General features: G+C 69.1%; 16 protein-coding genes. 10 read left to right on the top strand and 6 right to left on the bottom strand.

From position 1 onward, the window contains the following. Nucleotides 1-312: 312 nt before the first annotated feature. From ACN8HC_RS05675 to ACN8HC_RS05660, 4 genes are all read right to left on the bottom strand, one after another. The gene (locus ACN8HC_RS05675; RefSeq protein WP_490073905.1) at nt 313-1,260 is read right to left on the bottom strand and encodes an ornithine cyclodeaminase family protein; all 948 of its coding nucleotides are present in this window, start codon (nt 1,258-1,260) and stop codon (nt 313-315) included. Between the two features lie 79 nt (nt 1,261-1,339). After that, on the bottom strand, nt 1,340-2,533 hold the full coding sequence (locus ACN8HC_RS05670; protein ID WP_490073904.1) for a metal-dependent hydrolase family protein: 1,194 nt from the start codon (nt 2,531-2,533) through the stop codon (nt 1,340-1,342). Then, nucleotides 2,530-4,245, bottom strand: coding sequence for a hydantoinase B/oxoprolinase family protein (locus ACN8HC_RS05665; RefSeq protein WP_490073903.1), 1,716 nt, complete (start codon nt 4,243-4,245; stop codon nt 2,530-2,532). The genes ACN8HC_RS05670 and ACN8HC_RS05665 overlap by 4 nt, the downstream gene beginning before the upstream one ends. 18 nt (nt 4,246-4,263) lie before the next feature. After that, nucleotides 4,264-6,300, bottom strand: coding sequence for a hydantoinase/oxoprolinase family protein (locus ACN8HC_RS05660; RefSeq protein ID WP_490073902.1), 2,037 nt, complete (start codon nt 6,298-6,300; stop codon nt 4,264-4,266). A 281-nt stretch (nt 6,301-6,581) separates the two neighbouring features. Here ACN8HC_RS05660 and ACN8HC_RS05655 point away from each other — a divergent pair, with 281 nt between their 5' ends. The 7 genes from ACN8HC_RS05655 to ACN8HC_RS05625 are packed head-to-tail and all read left to right on the top strand — an operon-like array spanning nt 6,582 to nt 14,567. Next, nucleotides 6,582-6,896: a putative quinol monooxygenase gene (locus ACN8HC_RS05655; protein WP_490073901.1), complete on the top strand. Its 315-nt coding sequence runs from the start codon at nt 6,582-6,584 to the stop codon at nt 6,894-6,896. A 50-nt stretch (nt 6,897-6,946) separates the two neighbouring features. Further along, a complete protein-coding gene (locus tag ACN8HC_RS05650; RefSeq protein WP_490073900.1) occupies nt 6,947-8,005 on the top strand; it encodes a sugar ABC transporter substrate-binding protein in 1,059 nt (352 codons plus the stop codon). Between the two features lie 37 nt (nt 8,006-8,042). Beyond that, nucleotides 8,043-9,560: a sugar ABC transporter ATP-binding protein gene (locus tag ACN8HC_RS05645; RefSeq protein WP_490073899.1), complete on the top strand. Its 1,518-nt coding sequence runs from the start codon at nt 8,043-8,045 to the stop codon at nt 9,558-9,560. After that, entirely contained in the window at nt 9,557-10,543 is a 987-nt protein-coding gene (locus tag ACN8HC_RS05640) for an ABC transporter permease (protein WP_490073898.1), read from the top strand. The genes ACN8HC_RS05645 and ACN8HC_RS05640 overlap by 4 nt, the downstream gene beginning before the upstream one ends. Before the next feature lie 44 nt (nt 10,544-10,587). Beyond that, complete coding sequence (locus ACN8HC_RS05635) at nt 10,588-11,874, top strand: hydantoinase/oxoprolinase N-terminal domain-containing protein (protein WP_490073897.1); 1,287 nt, start codon at nt 10,588-10,590, stop codon at nt 11,872-11,874. Then, nucleotides 11,871-12,983: an S-methyl thiohydantoin desulfurase domain-containing protein gene (locus ACN8HC_RS05630; RefSeq protein ID WP_490073896.1), complete on the top strand. Its 1,113-nt coding sequence runs from the start codon at nt 11,871-11,873 to the stop codon at nt 12,981-12,983. The genes ACN8HC_RS05635 and ACN8HC_RS05630 overlap by 4 nt, the downstream gene beginning before the upstream one ends. A gap of 15 nt (nt 12,984-12,998) precedes the next feature. After that, nucleotides 12,999-14,567 carry a PucR family transcriptional regulator gene (locus ACN8HC_RS05625; protein ID WP_490073895.1) on the top strand — a complete coding sequence of 523 codons (1,569 nt, stop codon included), beginning with the start codon at nt 12,999-13,001 and terminating at the stop codon, nt 14,565-14,567. A 40-nt stretch (nt 14,568-14,607) separates the two neighbouring features. On the opposite strand, the gene ACN8HC_RS05620 is transcribed toward ACN8HC_RS05625, so the two are convergent. Next, entirely contained in the window at nt 14,608-16,293 is a 1,686-nt protein-coding gene (locus tag ACN8HC_RS05620; protein WP_490073894.1) for a hydantoinase B/oxoprolinase family protein, read from the bottom strand. Beyond that, a complete protein-coding gene (locus ACN8HC_RS05615) occupies nt 16,290-18,335 on the bottom strand; it encodes a hydantoinase/oxoprolinase family protein (RefSeq protein WP_490073893.1) in 2,046 nt (681 codons plus the stop codon). The genes ACN8HC_RS05620 and ACN8HC_RS05615 overlap by 4 nt, the downstream gene beginning before the upstream one ends. Before the next feature lie 180 nt (nt 18,336-18,515). On the opposite strand from ACN8HC_RS05615, the gene ACN8HC_RS05610 reads away from it, so the two are divergent. From ACN8HC_RS05610 to ACN8HC_RS05600, 3 genes are read left to right on the top strand one after another with little or no spacing between them, the layout of a single operon-like run. Then, a complete protein-coding gene (locus tag ACN8HC_RS05610) occupies nt 18,516-19,946 on the top strand; it encodes a M17 family metallopeptidase (RefSeq protein WP_490073892.1) in 1,431 nt (476 codons plus the stop codon). Further along, nucleotides 19,943-21,664: a hydantoinase B/oxoprolinase family protein gene (locus ACN8HC_RS05605; protein ID WP_490073891.1), complete on the top strand. Its 1,722-nt coding sequence runs from the start codon at nt 19,943-19,945 to the stop codon at nt 21,662-21,664. The genes ACN8HC_RS05610 and ACN8HC_RS05605 overlap by 4 nt, the downstream gene beginning before the upstream one ends. Next, the gene (locus ACN8HC_RS05600; RefSeq protein WP_490073890.1) at nt 21,661-22,068 is read left to right on the top strand and encodes a nuclear transport factor 2 family protein; all 408 of its coding nucleotides are present in this window, start codon (nt 21,661-21,663) and stop codon (nt 22,066-22,068) included. Before ACN8HC_RS05605 ends, ACN8HC_RS05600 begins: the two co-directional genes overlap by 4 nt. Nucleotides 22,069-22,076 lie beyond the last annotated feature (8 nt).

Here is a 22,076-nt window from a genome sequence, read left to right as displayed (position 1 = left end):
ACACACTCGGTGGTATGCCGAAGGAGAAGCCGATCGACCCGACGATGCAGGCACTCGTCGATATCAGTCAGACCTTCCGGGACGCGGCAGTACCCTTCCGCCATGGGGTTCTATTTCCGGCTCGCTCCCGGCGTCAAGATTCGGGCTACCAAACGAGGGCAGCACGCGTAGGCCGGCCGAGTAGGGCGAGGCGCTAGCCGAGCCCGTATCGAGACCACGTGCGCACGACGGCGGCGGCGCTTGATCTCGATACACCTCCTCCGCTGCGCTCCCCCGGCACTCGATCAGCGCAATGGATCGCCTCACACTCGATCAGCGTGCGTCAGCGATGGCCTGCGCGACGGCAACGTCCTGCCACGCCATACCGGAGCCCTTGAAGAAGACCGGCCGGCGCGGATCGAGCACGACCCGCCCGGTGATCACGTCCGCCATCGGCACCAGTGCTGCCGGGTCGAGCGCCCCCTCGGCGATCGCCAGGACGATGTCACCGCACTCCCGCAGTGCGGATTGCCGGGACTCGACGACGACCTGCGCGCGAGCACACAATTGCGCGTCGACCTCGCGCCGGTCCGCGTCGTGCGAGCCGACCGCAACGACCACGACGTCGTCCCGGACGAGCGTCGAATCGAACACCGGCACAGCGCATCCCGTGGCACAGACGATCAGCTGCGCAGCCGCGACGGCAGCCGTCGCGGCCGATGAGCCGGCGGCGACCAGCCGCGCCTCCGCCCCCAGCGATCCCGGGTCGACACGTTCGGGATGCCGCACGACGAAGGTGACCGACGCGATGTCACGGGTTCCCCGCACGACGTCGCGCAACGTCGCGGCATGGCCGGCACCCTGTGGACCGGCGCCGAACACGACGACGTCGAGTGGCGCATGACTGCTCAGCAGCACCGGCTTGATCGCCGCCACCGACACGGCCGGGGTGCGCAAGGTGGTCAGCGCGGTGCCGTCCATGAGCAGTCTCGGCGTCAGTGTCTGCGCGTCGAAATGGATGTAGAGCGCCTGGATCTTGTCCAGCCCGCGGCCCGGGTTGTCCGGCGCCACCGACGCCACCTTGACACCGACCGCCGTCGCCGACTGTGACGGCATGAGCAGCAGCTGGCCCTGAGCAACGTCCACGACGGTGCGCGCCGGATCGGCTGCCGGGTCGAATCCGCCGGTGATGCATTCCTCGATGGCGGCAACGGCTTCCCGCGGCGACAACATCGCCAATATCCGCTCGGCAGAGATGAATTCGATCGAGTCCGCCTGCATCGCCTGCTCCTTCACTCGGGATCGCACACACGGCGGCCCGGACCAGGGCGCTACCTGATCCGGGCCACGCACGACCGACTCAGCCTGACACGACCGCGCCGGCCTGGACGACCGTCCGCTGCTCCGGTGATCCCCAGAGCACGGCCGGCTCGTCGAAGGGGTTGCCGTCGACGATCAACAGGTCGCCGACACAACCCGCCGCCACCCGACCCAGATCTGGCCGCTGGAGCAGTGCCGCGTTGACCGACGTCGCCGACCGCAGCGCGAGCAGCGGACCGTCGACCTCGACCTGGACCCGCAGGCAGTTGAGCTGCTCCTCCTCGAGCACACCCATCAGGTCACTACCGAAACCGACCGACACCCCCGCGGCGCGCGCGATTTCGACCGCCTTCCGCCCCGCTTCGAGCACCTCGCTGTTCTTCTCCCGTGAGACCTTGGCCATCCCGAGCTCGGCACCGCGGCGGTCCATCGCCTCGTAGGTTCCGAGCGTCGGCACCAGGAAGGCCCCGGCCGCGGCCATCGCGTCAGCCGTCTCGACATCGAGCAGGTTGCCGTGCTCGATGCTGCGGACGCCGTTGTCGATCGAATGCCGGATCGCCTCCGGGGAGTAGGCATGTGCCGCGACGTAGCTGCCGCGCCGGCTCGCCTCCTCGGTGACCACCCGGATCTCCTCCGCCGAATACTGCGGGATCCGAATCGGATCCGTCAGCGAGACGACTCCACCGGAGGTCATCATCTTGATGGCGTGCGCGCCCCAGCGGAAGCGCTCCCGCGTGGCCAGCCGGAGTGCATCGACCCCGTCCACCACCTCGGTGTTGTGCGAGCCACAGCCGCACAGCTCGCTGTCGGCTGCTCTCGGATCGCCGTGTCCTCCCGTCTGGGAGAGTCCAGGACCGGTGAACAGGTAGCGCGGAGAAGGGAACAACCCCTCCCTCACCGCCCGGTCGAGGCCGGCGTCGCCGCCGGCCACGTCCCGGATCGTGGTGAAGCCGCGCGCTAGCGAGGCGCTCAGCCGCACCGCCGCCTTCAACGCGATGTAGCTCTTCGGACGCGCCTCGATCTCCAGCAGGTTCAACCCGATGCCATAGGGGTGGCAGTGCGCGTCGATCAGCCCGGGCAGCACGGTGCGGCCCCGCGCATCGATCACCCGGTCGGCCGGTTCCGGATCACCCACGGAGGCGATGACGCCATCCACGATGTGCACCGCAGCATCCACCGGGTCGTCCGAAACACCATCGAAGACAAGGCCGTTCACGACCGACAGCGAACTCATACCGACACGCTCCGCAACTGCGAGGTGGCGGTCTCGTCGACCGCAAAGGTCTCCGGGTCGACCGTCACGCCATACTCCCGCTCGGCAGCACCGACGGACACGAAGCCGTTGCGGACGTCATGGGCGACGGCGGCCGGATCCCGCTCGAACGGGTTGCCGTAGCCGCCTCCCCCGCCGGTGTTGTTGAGCAACACCTCGCCGGTCTCCATCAGGTTGTAACTGCCGCCCTGGACGACTTCCCGGTCGGTGCCCGGGTTGAGGATCACGTGGTTGTTGTCGCCTTCCCGACCGCCCTCGATCGGCCACGGCTTGGTCTTCGTCTTGTAGACCAGGCAGATCCCGGTCGACGGCGCCAGGAAGCGGTAGGCGCGCCCGATGCCGACGCCGCCCCGGTGCTTGCCGGCGCCGCCGCTGTCCTGCCGATAGCCGTAGGACTCGATGAACATCGGCGACTTGGTCTCCAGCACCTCCACCGGGTTGTTCCGGCAGCCCGGCTCGGACAGGTGCATGATCCCGTCGGAGCCGTCGCCGCCCGCGTGCCCGCCGAAGCCGACCGCCTCGTTGGTCGCCTCCAGCCAGTGGTCGCCGGTCCGGGGATTGATGCCCAGGCCCATCATCGAGCAGACGTCGCCGCCGGAGCAGGCGGGAATGCGGTCCGGCATACCCTGCGCCAGCGCCTTGAGCACCACCTCACCGCCGATCAGCCCGGTCCACAAGGTGAACGTCGGCATCGGCGGCACCGCATGCATCACCGACCCCGGCTCGGTGATCAGCCGCATCGGCCGGAAATTCCCAGCAACGACAGGCGTGTCCGGCGTCGTCAGCGCCTTGAAGATCAGGCTGCAGAAGGCCTCGGTCTTGCCGATCGGCAGGTTGATCGGACCGCGCACGTCCTTGTCGCTACCGGTCCAGTCGATGATCATCTCCTCATCGGTGACGGTCACCGTGACGTTCATCTTGATCATCCGGTCCAGGTCGACACCGTCGCTGTCGGCGAAGTCGTATGCCGTCCAGGTCCCCTTCGGCAGTTTCGCGAGCGCGAGCCGGGCCAGCCGCTCACCGTGGTCGTTGATCGCGACCATCGCATCGGTCAGCGTCTCCACGCCATACTTCGCCGCGATGTCCTGCACCCGGTGCACACCGGTCACACACGCCGACACCTCCGCCTGCAGGTCGCCGATGGTGCGTTCCGGCATCCGGCTGTTGAAGCGGATCAGGTTGAAGACATCGGCATTCGGCTCACCCCGGCGATACAGCTTGGTCGACGGGAAGAAGATGCCCTCCTGCGACATGTCGGTGGAGTCGAGGACATAGCCGGCGTCCTTCTGCTTCAGGTCCAGCACGTGCACGCGGCAGGAGGCGAAACCGATCAGCTGCTCCTCGACGTGGATCGGCGCGAACATCAGCACGTCGAGCGTGTGCGCCGAGGACCAGTACGGGTAGTTGAGCATGATCACGTCGCCCGGGTGCAGGTTGTCCTTGCCGAGGAACTTGATCGACTCCTTGATGCCGCGGTCGTTCGCCCGCGTGAAGACGGCGATGCCCGGTGCATCGGCGACCACGTCGCCGTTGGCGTCGTGCAGGCCGATGCCGTAGTCGTGGATCTCGTAGACGACGGTGTTGTATGCCGTTCGGCACAGGTTGCGCGCCATCTCCTCGGCGGCCGCCAGCAGCGCGTGCCGGATGATCTCGGTGGTGATCGAATCAGGCATGGTGATCTCCTTCCGCCCTCAGCCGGCCGCGACGGCGATGACCAACTCGCCGAACTCGCCGACCCGGAGGGTGTCGTTCGCGTGGATGACAGTGGTTGCGGTGTGCTCCGCGATGACGGCCGGGCCGGCGATCTCGTCGCCGGCGAGCAGTTCCTCACGGGTGTAGAGCACGTAGGGCACAGCCGGCTCCGCCTCGGACAGATACACCGACCGAGTGCCGTGCTGCGGCACCGGGCCGGAGTCGCGGCCGGGGAGCGTCGGCAGGGACGGCTTGTCCACGAGGCCGGTCGCCCGCAGGCGGCGCGCGGTCACCTCGATGGGATCGGTCATCGTGTGGCCGTACTGCCGCTCGTGCAGCTCGGTGAACTCTGCCTCGACGGTCGCCACGAGGTCGGCGCCGGACGAGGGGACGGAGACCGTCACCGTGTGTTCCTGCCCGGCATACCGCACGTCGACGCTGCGGGTCAGCGCCTGATCGGCCGCGGCGAATCCCTCTGCGGCGAGCACCTGCCGTGCCTCGGCCTCCATGTCTGCGTAGCCGGCATCCAGAACCGCGTCGTCGAGTTCGGCCAACGGCAACACCTCGGTGCGCGAGAAGTCGTGCTGCACATCCGCCAGCAGCATGCCGAAGGCCGAGAAGGCTCCCTGACCGGGTGGCACGACGACAGTGGGGATCGACAACTCGCGCGCCGTGTCGACGGCGACCAGACCGCCGCCACCACCGAAGGACAGCAACGCGAAGTCCTTCGGGTCGCGGCCCACCTCGACGGTGATCGCGCGGACCGCACCGGTGATCTTGGTGGTGGAGATCCGCACGATCCCACGGGCCAGGGCGACCGGGGTCATGTCCAGCTCGTCCGCCAACGGCTTCAAGGCCGCCTCGGCCTTGGCCGCGTCGAGCGTCAACCGGCCACCCAGCGGGGTCTCGCTGCCGAGATAGCCGATCGCCAGCGCGGCGTCGGTGAATGTCGGAACGGTGCCACCACGGCCGTATGACGCCGGCCCGGGATCCGCGCCGGCGCTCTGCGGACCGACCTGGAGTGCCCCCGCTCCGTCCAGCCAGGCGATGGAACCGCCTCCTGCGCCGATCGTGTGGATGTAGAGCGACGGAGTGTTGATGGGCAGTCCCTCGAACTCGGCGCCCTGGTGCAGGACCGGCGCACTGTCGACGACCAGCGAGGCGTCCAGACTCGTGCCGCCCATGTCGATGGTGATGAAGTTCGGCTGATCGGTGAGCTTGCTGAACGCGGCGGCGCCGATGACCCCGCCGGCCGGGCCGGACAGTATCAGGCTGACCGGCTGCTCGCGCGCCGAGCTCGCGGTCATCACCCCACCACCGGATCGGGTCATCAGGAAGCGGCCCTCGAAGCCGCCGTCGGCAAGCTCACCCTCCAGCGTCGCCAGGTAGCGACGCACGATCGGCTTGACGTACGCGTCGAGGACGGCGGTGCTGGTCCGCTCGTACTCGCGGTATTCGCGGGACAACTCGTGGGACAGCGTCACGGCGACATCGGGAGCGACCTCCGCCAGGATCTCGCGCATCTGCAGCTCGTGATCCGGGTTGGCATACGAGTGCAGGAACGCAACGGCCACGGCTTCGTAGCCGCGCTCCGCGATGGCCTCTGCCACGTCACGAGCCGCGTCGCGGTCGAGCGGCCGGTGCACGGAGCCGTCGAACAGGCTGCGCTCGGGCACCTCGAAGGTGTCGTAGCGCTCGACCAGTGCCTCCGGTGGCCGGTAGGTGATGTCGTACATGGTGCGCCGATCGGTCCGGCCGAGGAGGTAGACGTCGCGGAAGCCGGCGGTGCCCACGACCGCGACGCGAGCACCCGTGCGGGTCAGGAGCGCGTTGAGCCCCAGGGTCGTGCCGTGCGTGAACATCGCCACTTCGGAAAGCGGGGACCCCGTCACGCCGAAGGCGTTCAGGACTCCCTCCGTGGGTCGTGCAGGGGTGGTCGGGACCTTGTCGAACGTCAGCGCGCCTGACGCCGACAGGTCGACGACGTCGGTGAACGTGCCGCCAACGTCGATCGCGACACGACTAGTGCTGTTCATGGTCGGATCTGCCTTTCGGATACCTGATGACTTCGTGGCCGAGTCGGCCATCGCCGTACCGGGGTGTCCTGTACCCGGCCGGTCTGCTCGGCTCGAGGGGGTCTTCGCTCGTTGGCGTTCACGAAGGATTCGAAACTGACACAGGCCCGGTGCGCACCGGCATCCGGTCAGCACACCGGCGGCGGGAGTCGGTGTGCGCAGCGCACAGGTCACTGTCGAGCACCCCCGTCAGCATTTCCGTACTCGACACCGAGTCCTCACGGAAAGCACTGGGCGATTTCATGATTCGTAGCGTTTTGAGTCTCCGGGCGAAGAGCGGCCGGGCCGCCGCACTGGAGAGCTTCTATGCGCAGCACGGCATCCTGGAGCGCTCGCGCAACTTCCCCGGATGTCTCGGAGTCGAACTGCTGCGCGCGGTCGACTCCGCGACAGCAACCCATCTCGTCATCGCCGGCTGGGCCACGGCCGACGACTACCGGAGCTGGGTGACCGACCCGTGGCGAGCTGCAGTGTCCGAGCAGCTGGCCGCACTCTTGGACGCCGATCCGGGCGAACCACTCGTTGGCGGAGTGTTCGAAGTCATCCCGGAGGCGTGAAACCTCCCACCTATCAACAACATCCAGCCTCATTGCTTCGAGGAGCAGACATGCAACGAGCACTTCGCCTCACCGGGATCGGCATCTCCGCCGTCGCGCTTGCCATTGGTGTCGCCGGCTGCAGCAAACCCGCCAGCGCCGGCTCGAGCACCACGAACGGTGCCGGCAGCACCAGCAGCAAGGCCGCCGCGAAGACCAGCGACAAGCACCTCACCATCGGCTTCTTCGGCTTCGCCAAGGCCAATTCGTTCGCCCAGGCCGGCTGGGCGGGCGTGCAGTCGTACGCGAAGGCGCACAATGCCACCGCGACGTTCGTCGACTCCAACTTCCAGGGCCCGGCCCAGGCCAACGCCGTCCAGGACGCCGTGACCTCCAAGAAGTACGACGTCATCATCCTGCAGGCCAACGACGGCCAGGCCCTGATCAACCCGGTCAAGCAGGCCGTCGCCGCCGGCATCACCGTCGTCGTCGAATTCACCCCGATCGGCGGCGACTACGCCTCGATCCAGCCGCAGGTGCCGGGCACCATCAACCTCATCGACCCGCCGGTCACCAACGGCAAGGGGCTGGCCAAGATGGCCGTCGGCGCCTGCAAGTCGGTGGGCCTCGCGCCGGGCAAGTGCAACGTCGCCTACTTCCAGGGCTTCGCCAACTACCCGCTGGACTCGGCACGCACCAAGGCGGCGGTCGACGGGCTGAAGGCCGAGGGCATGGCCAACGTGTGGTCCAACCAGGTCGGCGGCTACACCGCGGACACCGGCCGGACCGCCATGCAGAACATGCTCCAGGCCCACCCGAACGTCAACGTGGTGATCGGCTCCTCCCAGGCACTGGAAGGCGCGACGCCGCTGGCCACCGGTAAGAAGATCACCTTCATCGGCAACGGTGGGTCGACCCAGGCGTTCTCCTTCATCAAGAAGGGCACCTGGTATGGCGCCTACGTCGTCCCGGAGAAGAGCGAGGGCGCCAAGGCGGCCGAGCTCGGGCTGACCAAGGCGCGCGGTGGGTCCGTCCCGGTGGCGACCAACACCTGCACGGCGCTGACGGACTACGCGTGCCTGGGCACCGCGGCCACGCTCAAGGGCAAGACCGCGGACTACTCCGACTGACCCGACGCGACCGGACTGGAGCCAGAGGAGACCGTCGATGGAAACGACCACGGTTCGCGCACCGGACATCTCCGTGCGCGGCATCGGCAAGAGCTACAGCGGTGTCAGCGTGCTGCGCGACATCGACCTGGACATCGCTCCCGGCGAGGTGCACAGCCTGGTCGGTGAGAACGGCGCCGGGAAGAGCACCCTGCTGAAGATCCTCGCCGGGGCGATCACCGCCGACGCCGGGACGATGGAGTTCGACGGGCAGCGGGTGTCGATCTCGACGCCTCGGGACGCGTTGGCCCACGGCATCAGCCTGATCTCCCAGGAAGGTGCCCTGGTGCCCGCCCTGTCGGTGCTGGAGAACGTCTTCCTCGCCCGGTGGTCGCACCGCGCCGGCCTGCGCGTCACCGCGCAGGACCGGCGGCGGTTCGACCAGCTTCTCGAGCAGACCGGCTTCTCCCTCGACCCGGACGCCCGGGTGGACGGATTGCCGATCGGGCGGCAGCAGCAGGTGGAGATCGTGCGAGCTCTCGCGCGCGACTCGCGGGTGATCGCGCTCGACGAGCCGACGGCGGTCCTCACCGAGCACGAGAAGGCGGGGCTGCTGGACCTCATCCGCCGGCTCGCCGCGGGCGGCACGACGGTGCTCCTCGTCTCGCACTTCCTCGACGAGGTGCTGGCCGTCGCCGACCGGGTGACGGTGCTGCGTGACGGCGGGCTGGTCGCGACCGACGAAGTGGCCAACCACACGCCACGCAGCTTGGTGCGCCAGATGGTCGGCCGCGAGGTCGACGTGCTCTATCCCGATCCGCCGGAGCTCACCGCGGATGCCCCGGTGCGGTTGCGAGCGACCGGCCTGGGCCGCGGCTTCGTCCAGGACATCGACCTGGAGGTCCGCGCCGGCGAGATCCTCGGCCTCGCCGGGCTGGTCGGGAGCGGCCGCACCGAGATCCTGCGCCTGCTCTTCGGCGCGGACCGCGCCAGCAGCGGCCGGGTGGAGGTGGACGGCGTCGTGCTGCGGCAACTGTCACCTCGGCGCGCCATGGCCGCGGGTATGGCGCTGGTGCCCGAGTCCCGCAAGGAGCAGGGACTCGTCCTCACCAGCTCGGTGCGCGACAACGTCGCGCTCGCCTCGCTCAGCCAGCGGATCACCGCCGGCTTCTTCGTGCGGCGCGCAGCCGAGCGGACCGCCGTCAACGAGGTGTCCAAGACCGTCGACGTGCGGGCCGCGAACCGGGATGCCGCCATCCAGACGCTGTCCGGCGGCAACCAGCAGAAGGCGCTCTTCGCCAAGTGGCTGCTGCGCAATCCGCGGGTGCTGCTCATCGACGAGCCGACTCGTGGCGTCGACGTCGCCGCCAAGAGCCAGATCCACCGACTGATCGTCAAACTCGCCGCCGATGGCATGGCCGTCATCTGCGTGTCCTCGGAGATCGAGGAACTGCTCGCCCTCTCGCACCGGGTCGTGGTCATGCGCCACGGACGTGCGGTGGGCAGCTTCCCACGAGGGACCGACCGTGAGGTCGTCATCGCCACGGCATTCGGAGACGAAGGAGAACAGAAATGACCGTCGAAGCGGCACCCGAAGCCGTCCCGGCCACGCGACCGATCGGCACGCGCGCATCGCGCTTTCGTGACTACGGGATCGTCCTGGCGCTCATCGCGATCGTGCTCGCCCTCTGGCTCAGCACGAACACCTTCATGACGTCGAGCAACCTGATCAACGTGCTGGACCAGTGCTCGGTCCTCGGTCTGCTCGCCATCGGCGCGACCGTCTGCATTCTCAGCGGTGTCTTCGACCTCACGGCGAGCGCGAGCCTCGCCCTGTCCACCATGCTGGGCATGCAGGTGATGCGCGAGACCAACATCGCCGTCGGTTTCACCGCCACGCTCGTCTTCGGCGCGCTGCTGGGTTTCATCACCGGCACGATCGTGGTGCGTAGCGGCGTCAACTCGTTCATTGCGACGCTCGCCGTCAGCATCGTCTACCGTGGCCTGGCCGTCGTGGTCACCAGCGGCGCCATCATCTATCCGCTGGTCAGCCAGCAGACCGACTTCGGGATGCTCACCTGGCCGTCGTTGTTCAACCTCACCTCCGCGACCGTGGTCTTCATCGTCGTCGCCGTCGTGGTGAGCGTCGTTGTCGCGGCCTCGACCTTCGGCCGCCGACTGTATGCCGTCGGCGGCAACACGGAGGCGGCCCGCCTGTCCGGCATACGCACCGGGTCGATCCACGTCACCGCATACGTGATCAGCGGCCTGTGTTCCGCGCTGGCCGGCCTCATCCTCGCCTCCCGCGCGGGCTCGGCGAACTCCAGCATGGCCACCGGTGTCGAGCTGACCGCAATCGCGGCCGCCGTCATCGGCGGCACCAGCATCATGGGCGGCGAGGGCGCAGTATGGCGCGGCGTGGTCGGCGCGCTGATCCTCACCCTGATCGGCAACGGGTTCAACCTGCTGGGCTGGAACACCACCTATCAGCAAGTCGTGCAGGGCTGCCTGATCCTCGTCGCCGTCGCGGTGGACCGCTGGCTGCGCAAGCGACAGTGACGGGAAGCGGGCGCCCGTGCGCCCCGGCTCTATACGCTCCGGGGATGACCGACCACGAGACGCCGCGGAGCCGGGTGGGTGTCGTGCTCGGCCCCGGCTGGTCACACACGGTCGTGGTCCGCCGGCGGACGATCGACAGCGTGGAGTCGGCTACGGGCAGCGCCGCAGAGGCGCCCAACGCGATCACCCGCATCGGGCAGCTCACCAGCGACCCGGTGTCGGTGACCGTCGACCTCGCGCCGCTCCTGCTGGATGCGGTCCGCACGCAGCAGCACGTCGCACCGGTCGCCGTGATCCGGGTGGCGCCCAGGCCGGCCGGTGACCCGGCGTTCGCGCGCTCACCGGCGTCGCTCGTCGAAAAGCTCGTCGCCGCACGCTTCTTCGTGCCGGGCGGGCACGACCTGCTCGGCAACGAGCTGCGCCGGCTGGACCGCGATGCGCTGGGCGTCGTGTGCGCCCGGCTGGCGGAGTCGGGGATCCGGGACGTGGCGGTCGTGTCACCGGGGTCGCAGGCCTGCCCCGCCCATGAGCGCGACGTCGCCGACTCGATCCAGGCGGCGGTCCCGGGTGCGCGCATCGCCGCAGCCAGCGATTACGGCGGACAGGGCCTGGCCAGTCGTGAGGCCACCGTGATCCTGGACTGTGCCGTCAGCGGTTACGTCGACATGCTTCTCGAGCAGTGCGAGCGAGCCCTCCTGCGGTTGCCGGGCGGGCCGGCGCTCCACGTGGCCCGCAGCGACGGCGGGTGCAGCACCCCCTCCCACATCCGGGCGATGCCGCTCCTGGCTCTGGGCGCCACCGAAGCGCTGCAGCTGTCGGGAGCCGCACACCTCGCCGACGAGCCGAACTGCCGGGTGCTGCTGCATGGGCCGGCGCAGACCCTGTCCGGTGAGGTCCGGGACGGCACTCCTTTGGTGCGGCCAGCCGAATACGGCGGTCTCGAAACCGAATTGGTGATCCCGATCGCGGCCCTCGTGCCCGATTCGACCCCGGCGTCCGGTGCAGGTCGGGTCAGCGATCGGCCGGTGGTCACGGCCACGGAGGAACTTCTCACCCTCGCGGCGGTCGGTGCAGCGGTGAGCCGGCCCAGCGCCTGGCTCGACGAGGTCGCCGCCATCTCCTCCTCCGCCGGCCTGGACAAGGTCCGCCAGGAGATGATCGAACGCGCCACCGGCATCGTGATGGCCACCGGCGCGGCACCCGGCTCGGCATACATCGTGGACGTCTCGGCCGTCGCCCTCCCCTACAGCTCGTCGGGAACGATCCGGATCCGGGTCAGGGTCACCGGTGAGGCAGACCCGGCCCTGGCCGGCGGCACGAGCCCGCGATGAGCGACGACGCGGGGTATGTCGGCACCGACTCATCGATCGGCTCGGCCGACGTCGCAGCGCTCTTCGAGGGAGCCAAGTTCTTCTCGCCGGCCGTCGGCAACCAGAACCGCTCCCCACTGGTGACATGGGTGACCGGCCTGCTCGAGCGCAACGGTCCCGTGTCGCTGCGCCCGGTGGAATCCCTTGCGGCATCAACGAGTTGCGTCGCGACGTGTGTGATCGGCTCCGGACCCGCACTGACCGACCTGCCACCCTCGGGCGACGAGTTCGAGCTGGCGATCCGGCACTTGGAGCGGCTGCAGGGCAGCCCGTTCGGCGCGGTCTATCCACTCGCCGCGGCGACCGTCAGCGCTCTGGCACCTGTCGCGGTCGCCTCCCAGCTGCAGGTACCGCTGCTCGACGTCGACGGGATGGGAAGCACCTACGCGCTGATCCACCACACCGCCATGTATCTGGGCGGCGTCTCCCCCACTCCGCTCGTCGCCCTGGGCCCGACCGGTGAGAGCGTCACGATCGAGGTGGACGAGGCTCCGCGGGTCGACCGGATGTTGCGCGCCGTGGTCGACACCCTCGGCGGTTGGGCCGCCCTTGCCGCCTACCCGACGACGACCGGGACGCTGCGCCACGCCGCACTGCGCGGCACGGTGTCGCGACTGCTCAACGTGGGCCGGGTGCTGCTGCAGCACGCGGAGCCCGAGGTCCTGATCGGCCGGCTCAGCGCCATCACCGGATCGCGCCGGATCGGCCGTGCGCGCATCGCCGAACTGGAGCACTTGAGCCGTCCGACCGACGGTGCGGTGCCCGCACATCCCACGAGCATCGTCGCCAACGAGATCGGCGGTCAGGGGCGGCAGTTCCGGATGGAACTGCGCAGTGAGATCGTGGCCGTCTTCGCCGACGGAGTGCTCGCTGCGGGTGCACCTGACCTGACCTGTCTGGTCGATGTGTCGCGCAGTGAGCTCGCCGCCCTGGACAGCATCCAGATCGGTGACGTGGTGGACATCCTGGCAACCCGGGCGGACGCCATGTGGTACGCGCCGGATGCCAACAGAATGGTCGGGCTGCGCTCGCACAACATCCCGCTCGCTCATCCACATCAGCTGAACTGAGAGAGAAGGCACGCGATGCCCGCCGGACGACCGACGCGCCAGGAACCCTCGGCCACCACCATCACGCTGGGCGAACTCGTCCGCGTCGAACCGTTGGCGTCCGCGGCAACGCACGCGCTGCTCGACCCCGGTCAGCGTGTCGAACACGTAGTTCTCGCAGCAGATTTCGATCGGCTGCGGCATACTGCGCCGCACTCGCTGGCGGTGCTGCACGGCGAGGCCGCGACCGGAGGGTGGTCCCTGGCGGCAGCCCTGCACATCGCCTGGGAACGCAACGTGCCGGCCGTCGTGGTGTCGCGTGCGGTGGTGACGCCGGCCGGTTACGCCCTCGCCGAGCGGCTGGCCACCTCGATCCTGGCGATCGACGCAGACCCGGTCGATGCGGCCCTGGAGCTGGCCCGTCAGGTCGGTGCACCCGCCGCCACGCGCGCGCTGCGCCAGGCCCGGCTCGCCGAACGGCTGGCGTCCGAGACGGGCCTGCGTGACATCCTCGCCCTGCTCAACGACGAGTTGCCGGCAACACCGGTCGCACTCGTGTCCGGCGACTCCGTGCTCGCCGGCCGGGCCGCCGCCGTCCACGGTCGCCCGGACACGCAACGGGTGCGGGTCGAGATCCCGGGGCCCGGTGACCGGCCGTGGGCTCATCTGGTGGCGGCGGTCCCGCGTTCGGCCGCCGCGGACGCTGCACAGATCGAGGCGATGCTGCACCTCGCCCGGCCGTCCCTCCAGGCGGCGTGGGCGCAGGTCCGGCTCGACTCCGCGATGCACGTCTCGCAGGACCAGGCCGCGTTCACGCTGCTGCGCCGGATGGTCACCGATGCTCGCCCCGAGCCGACCGAGGCAACCGAGGTCGAACCGCCGGCGTGGACCGGCGAACTGGGTTGGCGCATCAAGGGTTTGAATCGCGCCATCTGGCTGGCGCCGCACGATCCGGCCATCAAGTGCTCCGACGAGTTGACCCACCTGGTCCGTGGTGCCTGGCGGCACGGGAAGTCCGATTGGCCGCTCATCCCCGACCACGAGGGCTGGATCTCCTGGCAGAGCGATGCGGACCCGGAGGACCTGGCTCCGCTGCGCAGAGCGCTGCACCGGTTTCACGACTCGGCGACCGCGCACGAGTTGGTGATCGGCGTCGGCCGCGCACACAGCGGGGTCCAGGGGCTGATGCAGTCGGCCGCTGAGGCGCGGCTGGCCGCCCACGTGGCGCGCGGTGGGGCCCCGGGGACAGTCAGCTGGTTCCAGGAGGTCGGCTCGTCCGCCGCGCTCGCGTGGCTGCCGACTTCCGAGATCGCGCAGGTCGCCGAGCTGTGTCTGCCGCAGCTGATGGGCGCCCGCGACCGGGAGGCACTCGTGGAAACCGTCCTCATGGTGCTGGACTGCGGCGGCTCGTTGAGCCAGGCCTCGGAGCGGCTCAGCGTGCACCGCAACACCGTGCTGGCCCGGGTCAACCGTGCCCGCAAACTCGGCCTGACCTTCGACGAGCCGACGCAGCGGCTCGCCCTGCACCTGATCTGCTACTGCCTGGCCGCCCGCTGGCGGTTGTCCGGGCGGGCGACCGAGCAGTCCGCCGACGGGACGCCGTGACCGGCCCCGCCGGGCCGGTCACGGCGTTGTCGACGGCCGCTCAGCCGTCGTAGCCGTACAGCTGGCGGGCGGCCTCCACCGAGACGTAACCGTCCAGGATGTCGGCGCGGATCTCGTCGGCGGTGCGATCCACCGGGTCACCGAACCCGCCTCCACCGCCGACCGCGCACCGCACCACGTCGCCCTTGCGAACCTTCAGCCCGTTGGCCTTCAGGATGCGCCGTTCGTCCGGCCGCCCGGGGTTGATGATCACCTCGGGCCCGATCGCGTCCTGTCCGCCGAACAGGCCCCACGCCGGCTGGCGGGAACGCTCGAACCACAGCGACACCGACATGTCGGTCTGCGCCTCGTACTCGCGGACCACGCCGTTGCCACCGCGCCACCTACCCGAGCCGCCCGAATCCGGGCGGATGCTGTATTCGGTGATGCGCCACGGGTATCGGGTCTCGTGCACCTCGATCGGCAGATCTTTGAGGGAGCCGTTGACGTTGTTGATGAGCGCGCTCTCACCGTCGGACCCCTCCCACGCACCCCAGCCGCCGAGCGTCGCCTCCAGGCTGACGAACTCCCGACCCACGCGGGGGTCGGTCCCGGAGGTGAGGATGATCATCGAGTCACCGTGACTCGCTCCCGCCACCCGGCCCGGCATGGCAGGTGCCAGGGCACGCGCCACCATGTCGATCAGCAGCCCCAGATGCGAGAAATACCACTGGCAGGCCGCGGGTGCCTGGGCACCCAGCACCGAGCCCTCCCGGACCTGCGTCGTCATCGTCCGGAAGGAGCCGCCGTTGCCGGGCAGATCCGGGCTCACCAGGAGCTTGTAGCCCACCCGCAACGCCGAAACCGCTTGGGCCACGCCACAATTGACGGGGCCGACGGTCTGGTCCGCGGACCCGGTCACGTCGAAGTCGAGATGCTCACCGTCGACGGTGATCTTCAGCCGGATCGGCACCGGCGTCTCCAGGTCGATGCCGTCGTTGTCGAGGACGCCTTCGGCGGCATACACGCCGTCCGGGATCTCCCGGATGACGGCCCGCTCGAGCAGCTCCGTCTGCCGGAAGATCTCGTCCCTGGCCAGCTCAAGGGTCCGCAGCCCGAAGCGTTCGACGATCTCCTGCAGCCGCTTCTCGCCCATCGTGATGCACGCGATCATCGCATGCATGTCACCGGTCGTCGGGTAGGTGAAGCGGACGTTGGTGCCGATCGTGTCCATCACCGCCTGGACGTCCTCACCACCCGCGACCAACCGCTGGGCACCCAGCCGGAGGCCCTCCTGGAAGATGGATATCGAGTCCATCGAGCCACCCGGATCCTTGGAGCCCACGTCGATCCAGTGCGCTCGTGACGCCGTGAAGCCGACCAGCAGGTCGCCCACGAAGACCGGCCCGAAGATCGTCACGTCATTGAGGTGCGTGCCGCCGAGGTAGCTGTCGTTGAGGATCCAGACATCGCCCGGTTGCCACACCTCACGACCGAACTTCTCCTCGGTGGCGCGCGTGCACGTCTCCAGGTTGCCCAGGAAGATCGGCAGGCCGGCGGACTGCCCGAGCACCTGGTGGTCGGCGTCCATCAACGCCACGACGCAGTCGCCCGCCTCATAGATGATGGGCGTGTATGCCGAGCGGATCAGCGTCGCATTCATGTCGTCCGCCGCCGAATTCAGCGCATTGCGAATGATTTCGACGGTGACGGGATCGATGTCGACGGGTGCGATGGTCGTGCTCATTTGCTGTCCCTTCCACGGATGATGAGCGAGCCGATGCTGTCCAGGCTGACGTCGTGATCGGGCGGCACGACCGTTGTGGCGGTGCTCTCGATCACGATGGCCGGGCCGGCGAACGTGTGACCGACCCGCAGGTCGTCGCGGTTGATGACCAGGGTCTTTCGTGTCTCCCCGTCGAAGACGACGTCGCGCACCTCGTGCGGGAAGTCATCGGAGCGGGCGGCTTCCCACTGCTGCGGCGCCGGGTGACCGAGGTCGCCGAACGCCGTCGTCCGCAAGGTGACGAACTCGATCGGCGCTCCGAGGTTTGCGTGCCCGTAGCGGCTGAGGTGGAGATCGGCGAATCGCCGGGCGATCGCCGCGAGGAAGTCCGGGCCGGCCGGTTCGTCCGCACCCGCGAGTGGAACGGTGAGGGTGTACTCCTGGGCGACATACCGGACGTCGACGGCGTGCGTCGCCGATCGCTTCTCGGCGTCCACGCCCTCCCGCCCGAGCGCATCGAGCCCCTGCTTCTCCATGTCGGCGAGGGTCGCCGCCATCTGTGCGCCGTCCAGGTCCGCGTCCACGCAGAAGTACGGCTCGGTGTAGTCCTGCCGGATCCGTGTCTGCAGCATGCCCCACGCCGAGAATGCTCCCGGGAAGCGCGGCACCACCGTCTCCATGATGCCGAGCTCGCGGGCGAGGAAGGCCGCGTGCATCGGGCCGGCTCCGCCGAAGGCGACGAGTGCCGAGTCTCGGGGCTCGATGCCACGGGACACGGTGATCGTCCGGATTGCCTGCGCCATTTTGGAATTGGCGACATCGCAGATCCCCTCGGCCATCGCTGTCGGGTCGAGATCGAAGAACCCGGCGATGTCCGAGACGGCCTTCAGCGCGGCACCGGTGTCCAGGGTCATCTGCCCGCCCGCGAAGCCCTCGGCATCGATCCGGCCGAGCACCAGGTTGGCGTCGGTGACCGTCGGCTCCGTGCCGCCCCGGCCGTAGCACGCGGGCCCTGGGGTGGCACCTGCCGAGCGCGGGCCGACTCGCAGACCACCGGCTTCCGACCAGGCGACCGAGCCACCGCCGGCACCGACGGTGTGAATGTTCACGACGCTCATCAGCATCGGCAGGCCCTCGAGCTTCGCCTCGGCCGAGACGTCCGGCTCGCCGTCGACGATCAGCGAGACGTCGAAGGACGTGCCGCCCATGTCGACACCGATGAGGTTGGCGCGACCGGTCTGCTGGGACAGCTCCGCACAGGCGATGGCACCACCCACCGGTCCGGACAGCAGCGTCTGCAGCGGGCGTTGCCGGGCCGATTCCGCACTGAGGATGCCGCCGGAGGACTGCATGACGTGCAGCGGCACCGACAGCCCCTTGCCGCTGAGCTGAGCCTCCAGGTCCGAGAGATAGCGCCGCACGATCGGCCCGGTGTAGCTCTCGACGACCGCTGAGGAGGTGCGCTCGTACTCGCGCCACTCCTTGGCGGACTCGTGCGACAGCGAGACGGTGAAATCGGCGCCGAGCTCGTCGAGCAGGATCTCGCGAGCCCGTAGTTCGTGCGCCGGGTTCTTGTAGCTGAACAGGAAGGCCACCGCGACGGCACCCAGACCACGGTCGCGGACGGTCTGCGCCGCGGCCCGCACGGCCGCCTCGTCCAGCGGTTGCAGCTCGGTGCCGTCGGCGACGATCCGACCACCGATGCCGACCACGTCACGTCGCGGCACGAGCGGCTCCGGCTTGCGGTAGTGCAGGTCGTACAACCGGGTCCGAGGCCCCCGCGCGATGTGATAGACGTCCTCGGCTCCGGCCGTCCCCAGCAGCAGGACCGGCACACCCCGGCGTTCGAGGAACGCGTTGAGGCCCTGGGTGGTCCCGTGGACGAGGAAGTCGATGTCACCGGTCTCGTCCACCACCGCATCCAGTCCGGCCAGCACCCCCTCGCTCAGCTTCGCCGGCGTGGTCGATGCCTTGGTCGCAGTGAAGACGTTCGCCTCATGGTCATAGGTGACGACGTCGGTGAACGTTCCGCCGATGTCCATGGCAACGCGGTACCGACCCATGGCGTGCTCCCTTCCAGATTCGGTTACTGCTCGAAATGTCCTGTCGAAGTTAGAAGTCCGTGACGGCCGTCCGCTGTGCGCCCGGCACGCCGAGCAGGTGCATGCCCGTGCGGCATGCACGAGCGGGCGCCGGACCGTCTCGCCAGACTGCCGGTCAGATCCCGAACCGGACGGAGAGCCATGGACGCGACGGAGACGTCAATCACGCAGCGCGACCGCGATGCGGAGATCGAGGCGGCGATCGGATGGGTGACCAGCGGCGCAGGACAGATTCGAGTGGGAGCGGGCACCGCGCAGGCCCGGATGGTGTTCGCCGGCCCGTGCGGCGCCGACGACACGCGGTGGCTGCCGTTCACCGGCGCACTCGGCGAGTTGCGTGCCGAGGGTGACACCCTCCGTGTCGGTGTGGGTGCCCTGCCGGATCCGCACCGGGCGATGGAGCAGGTGCGGGCCGCCGCGGAGGCCGCCGGCCGGGAGCTGGCGCCATACATGACGGTGCGGTTGTCGCTGGAGGAGCTGCCCCGGGAGTTGGTGCGCGCGGCCGCGGACGGTCTCGCCAGCGGGTATGGCGGCACCGGTCCCCTCGAGCTGGTCGTCGACCCGGAGCTGCGCGAAGCGGTCGAGGCGGGGCTGTTGCACGCAGGTGTCGGACGCCTGGCCTCCCTCCTGACCAGTGCGCCGGCCAACCTCCTCACCCCCGCGCGGGCAGCCGACTGGGCCGAACTCGTCGCAGCGCGCGTCGGATTGACCTGCCACGTGCTCGGTCCGGACGAACTGGCGGCGCAGGGATTCGGTGCGCTCCTCGCGATCGGTTCCGGATCCGCCAACGGACCGCGGCTGGTCCAGCTGTCTCGTCCGGCAGCTCCCGGCGCGCCGACGGTCGCGCTGGTCGGCAAGGGCATCACCTTCGACAGCGGCGGCCTGTCCCTGAAGTCACCCGCGGCCATGCAGTCGATGCGGCTGGACATGGCCGGCGCCGCGACGGTACTCGCGGCGCTCGCCGCACTGCCGCACCTCGACCCGGACCTCGGGATCGAGGCCGTGTTGCCGTGCGCCGAGAACCTTGTCGGGCCCGGGGCGGTGCGACCGGGTGACGTGGTGCGCGCGTGGAACGGCACCGAAATCCAGATCCTGGACACCGATTTCGAGGGACGGGTGGTGCTCGCCGACGCATTGGCGCTCGCTGCGAGCACCCACCCCGACCTGCTGGTCGACCTGGCCACCCTCACCTACCAGGCAGAGATCGCCCTCGGACCGGACATCGCAGCGGTGCTGGGCCGGGACGACGCGGCGGTGCAGCGATTGCTGGTCGCCGCGGAGTCGGCCGGCGAAGCCATGTGGCGCCTGCCGTGGGCGGAGCGCTATCTGGGCCAGGTCCACACCCCGTCGGGCGTGCGCAACCACCCGCTGCACGACACCGGACGGGCACTGACCGCCGCCCTCTTCCTCGGCGAGTTCGTGCCGCCGGCCGTCCCGTGGGTGCACTGCGATATGGGCGGCCCGGCGTGGCGCGGGGACGCCTCTGCGGACGGGGCCACCGGTTTCGGTGCCCGCACGGTGCTCACACTGCTCCACCACCTCAGGCAAGCCTCGGAAGGAAACCGATCATGAGCGAACCCATCGACGCCATCACGACCGAGATCATCCGGCACGGGCTGCTGGCGGCCGCCGAGGAGATGGCGCGCAACCTGTGCCGAACGGCGTACAACACCGTCGTCTACGAGATCCACGACTACGGCATCGGTCTGCACGACGCCAACGGCGACGTGGTCGCCGACGCCCCCGGCGTGGCCGTCTTCACCCGAGGCAACGACCACGGCATCAAGGAGGCCCTCCGCTTCCTGGGGGAGGACCAGTTGCACCCGGGCGACGTGTTGTTGCTCAACTATCCCTACTGGTCCTCGGCGCACACCCTCGACACCCTGATGTTCGCGCCGATCCACGTCGGCGGCGAGCTGATCGGCTTCTCCTCGTGCCGGATTCACGTGCTGGACCTGAAGCAGAAGGACCCGGGATACGTCCTCGACTCGACGGACATGTACCAGGAGGGCATCTTCTTCCCGGCGACCAAGCTCTACGAGGGTGGCGAGCCGAACGCCGACATCTTCAACCTGATCCGCTTCAACAGCCGGATGCCCGAACGCACCATCGGCGACCTCCAGGCACAGGTGTCGGCCTGTTACACCGGTGTTCGGCGCACCCAGGAACTCGCGCAGAAGTATGGCGTCGACACGCTGACCGAGGCGATGGTCGCGATCAACGAGCACGGCGAGCGGCTGGCCAGGCTCGCCCTGGCGAAGCTCCCCAAGGGGACCTGGACCGCCTTCGACTACGTCGACAACGACGGGGTCGACAAGGATCGGATGATCAAGCTCAATGTGACGGTGACGATCACCGACGAGGAGATGGTGATCGACTGGACCGGCTCCGAGAAGAACGTGCGCGGACCGATCAATCTACCGATCGGGCAGACCATGGCCTCGTGCAGCCTGATCTTCAAGTCACTCACGACTCCCGAAACATCGGTCGTAGCAGGGCATTTCGCTCCGCTGCGGGTGATCACCGAGCCGGGTTCGGTGATGCACGCCGAGCCACCGATGCCGACCTTCACGCTGTGGACCAGTCTGCTGCTCGGCGAGGTGATCCTGAAGGCGCTGGCGCAGGGTATGCCGGACGTGGTGCCGGCCTGCTCCGGTGGCGACGTCTGCTCGATGATGGGGCTCGGGGTCAATCCGCGCACCGGCGAGCAGTGGCTGGAGGCCACCAACGAGGCCGTCGGCTTCGGCGGTCACGCGGGCGGCGACGGCGCTGACGGCATCATGCACCTGTCCGAGCCGGGCTGCCGCAACAACCCGGTCGAGGTGCTGGAGACCAAGTCGCCGATGTTCATCGAGACCTACGGCTACCGGCCGGACACAGGCGGAGCAGGCAGGCACCGCGGTGGTGTCGGAGTGTCACGGATCTACCGGTTCACCGCGCCGTCCATCGGCATCTGCACCGTTTACAAGACCCGGACCAAGCCCTGGGGCGTCGGCGGCGGGCTCGAGGGCGACAACAACCACATCGTGCTCAACCCGGGCACCGAGCGCGAGGTCGTCCAGGGCGGCAGCTACAACCACCTCGACACCGGCGACGTGCTGGCCAACAACAGCGGCGGTGGTGGCGGGTATGGCGATCCGTTCGCGCGGGATCCGCAGCTGGTGGCTCGGGACGTCCGCAACGGCTTCGTCAGCGCGGCCGCCGCAGCGCAGCAGTACGGAGTCGCAGTCGACGCCGGTGGTTTCGCCGTCGACGAGGCTATGACGGCCACCTTGCGGGCCGCGCGATGAGCGCGGCCGGCGCGCGCGAGCTCTGGCTCGCCTACAACGAGGCGGAGAACCGATCCGACTTCGAGGCGATGGCGCGACTGGTCGCCGCAGATTTGGCGGTGACCGTCAACGGCAGGCCGTCGCTGGGGTCCGCCGAGGACGACGAACGCGTGATGCGCCTGACGCTCGAGCGCTATCCGGACTACCACCGCGAGGTCGACGAGGTGATCGGCGCCGGAGCACGAGCCGTCGCGCGGTGGTGCATGCTCGGCACACCGGTGTCACCGGCGTTCCCGCCGCTGGAGGTCCACGGCTGCTCGGTGATCAGCGCCCAGGGCGACGTCATGACCGAGGCACACCTCTACTACGACGCCGGCGTGCTGGATGCTCTCCTCGCGGACGCGGCGGCACAGGCGGGGACCTGAGTAGACGG

The sequence above is a fragment of the Flexivirga sp. YIM B11880 genome, from assembly GCF_058148645.1.
The sequence above is the reverse complement of the archived record's forward strand: the minus strand, read 5'-3'. Positions and strand labels throughout refer to the sequence as shown.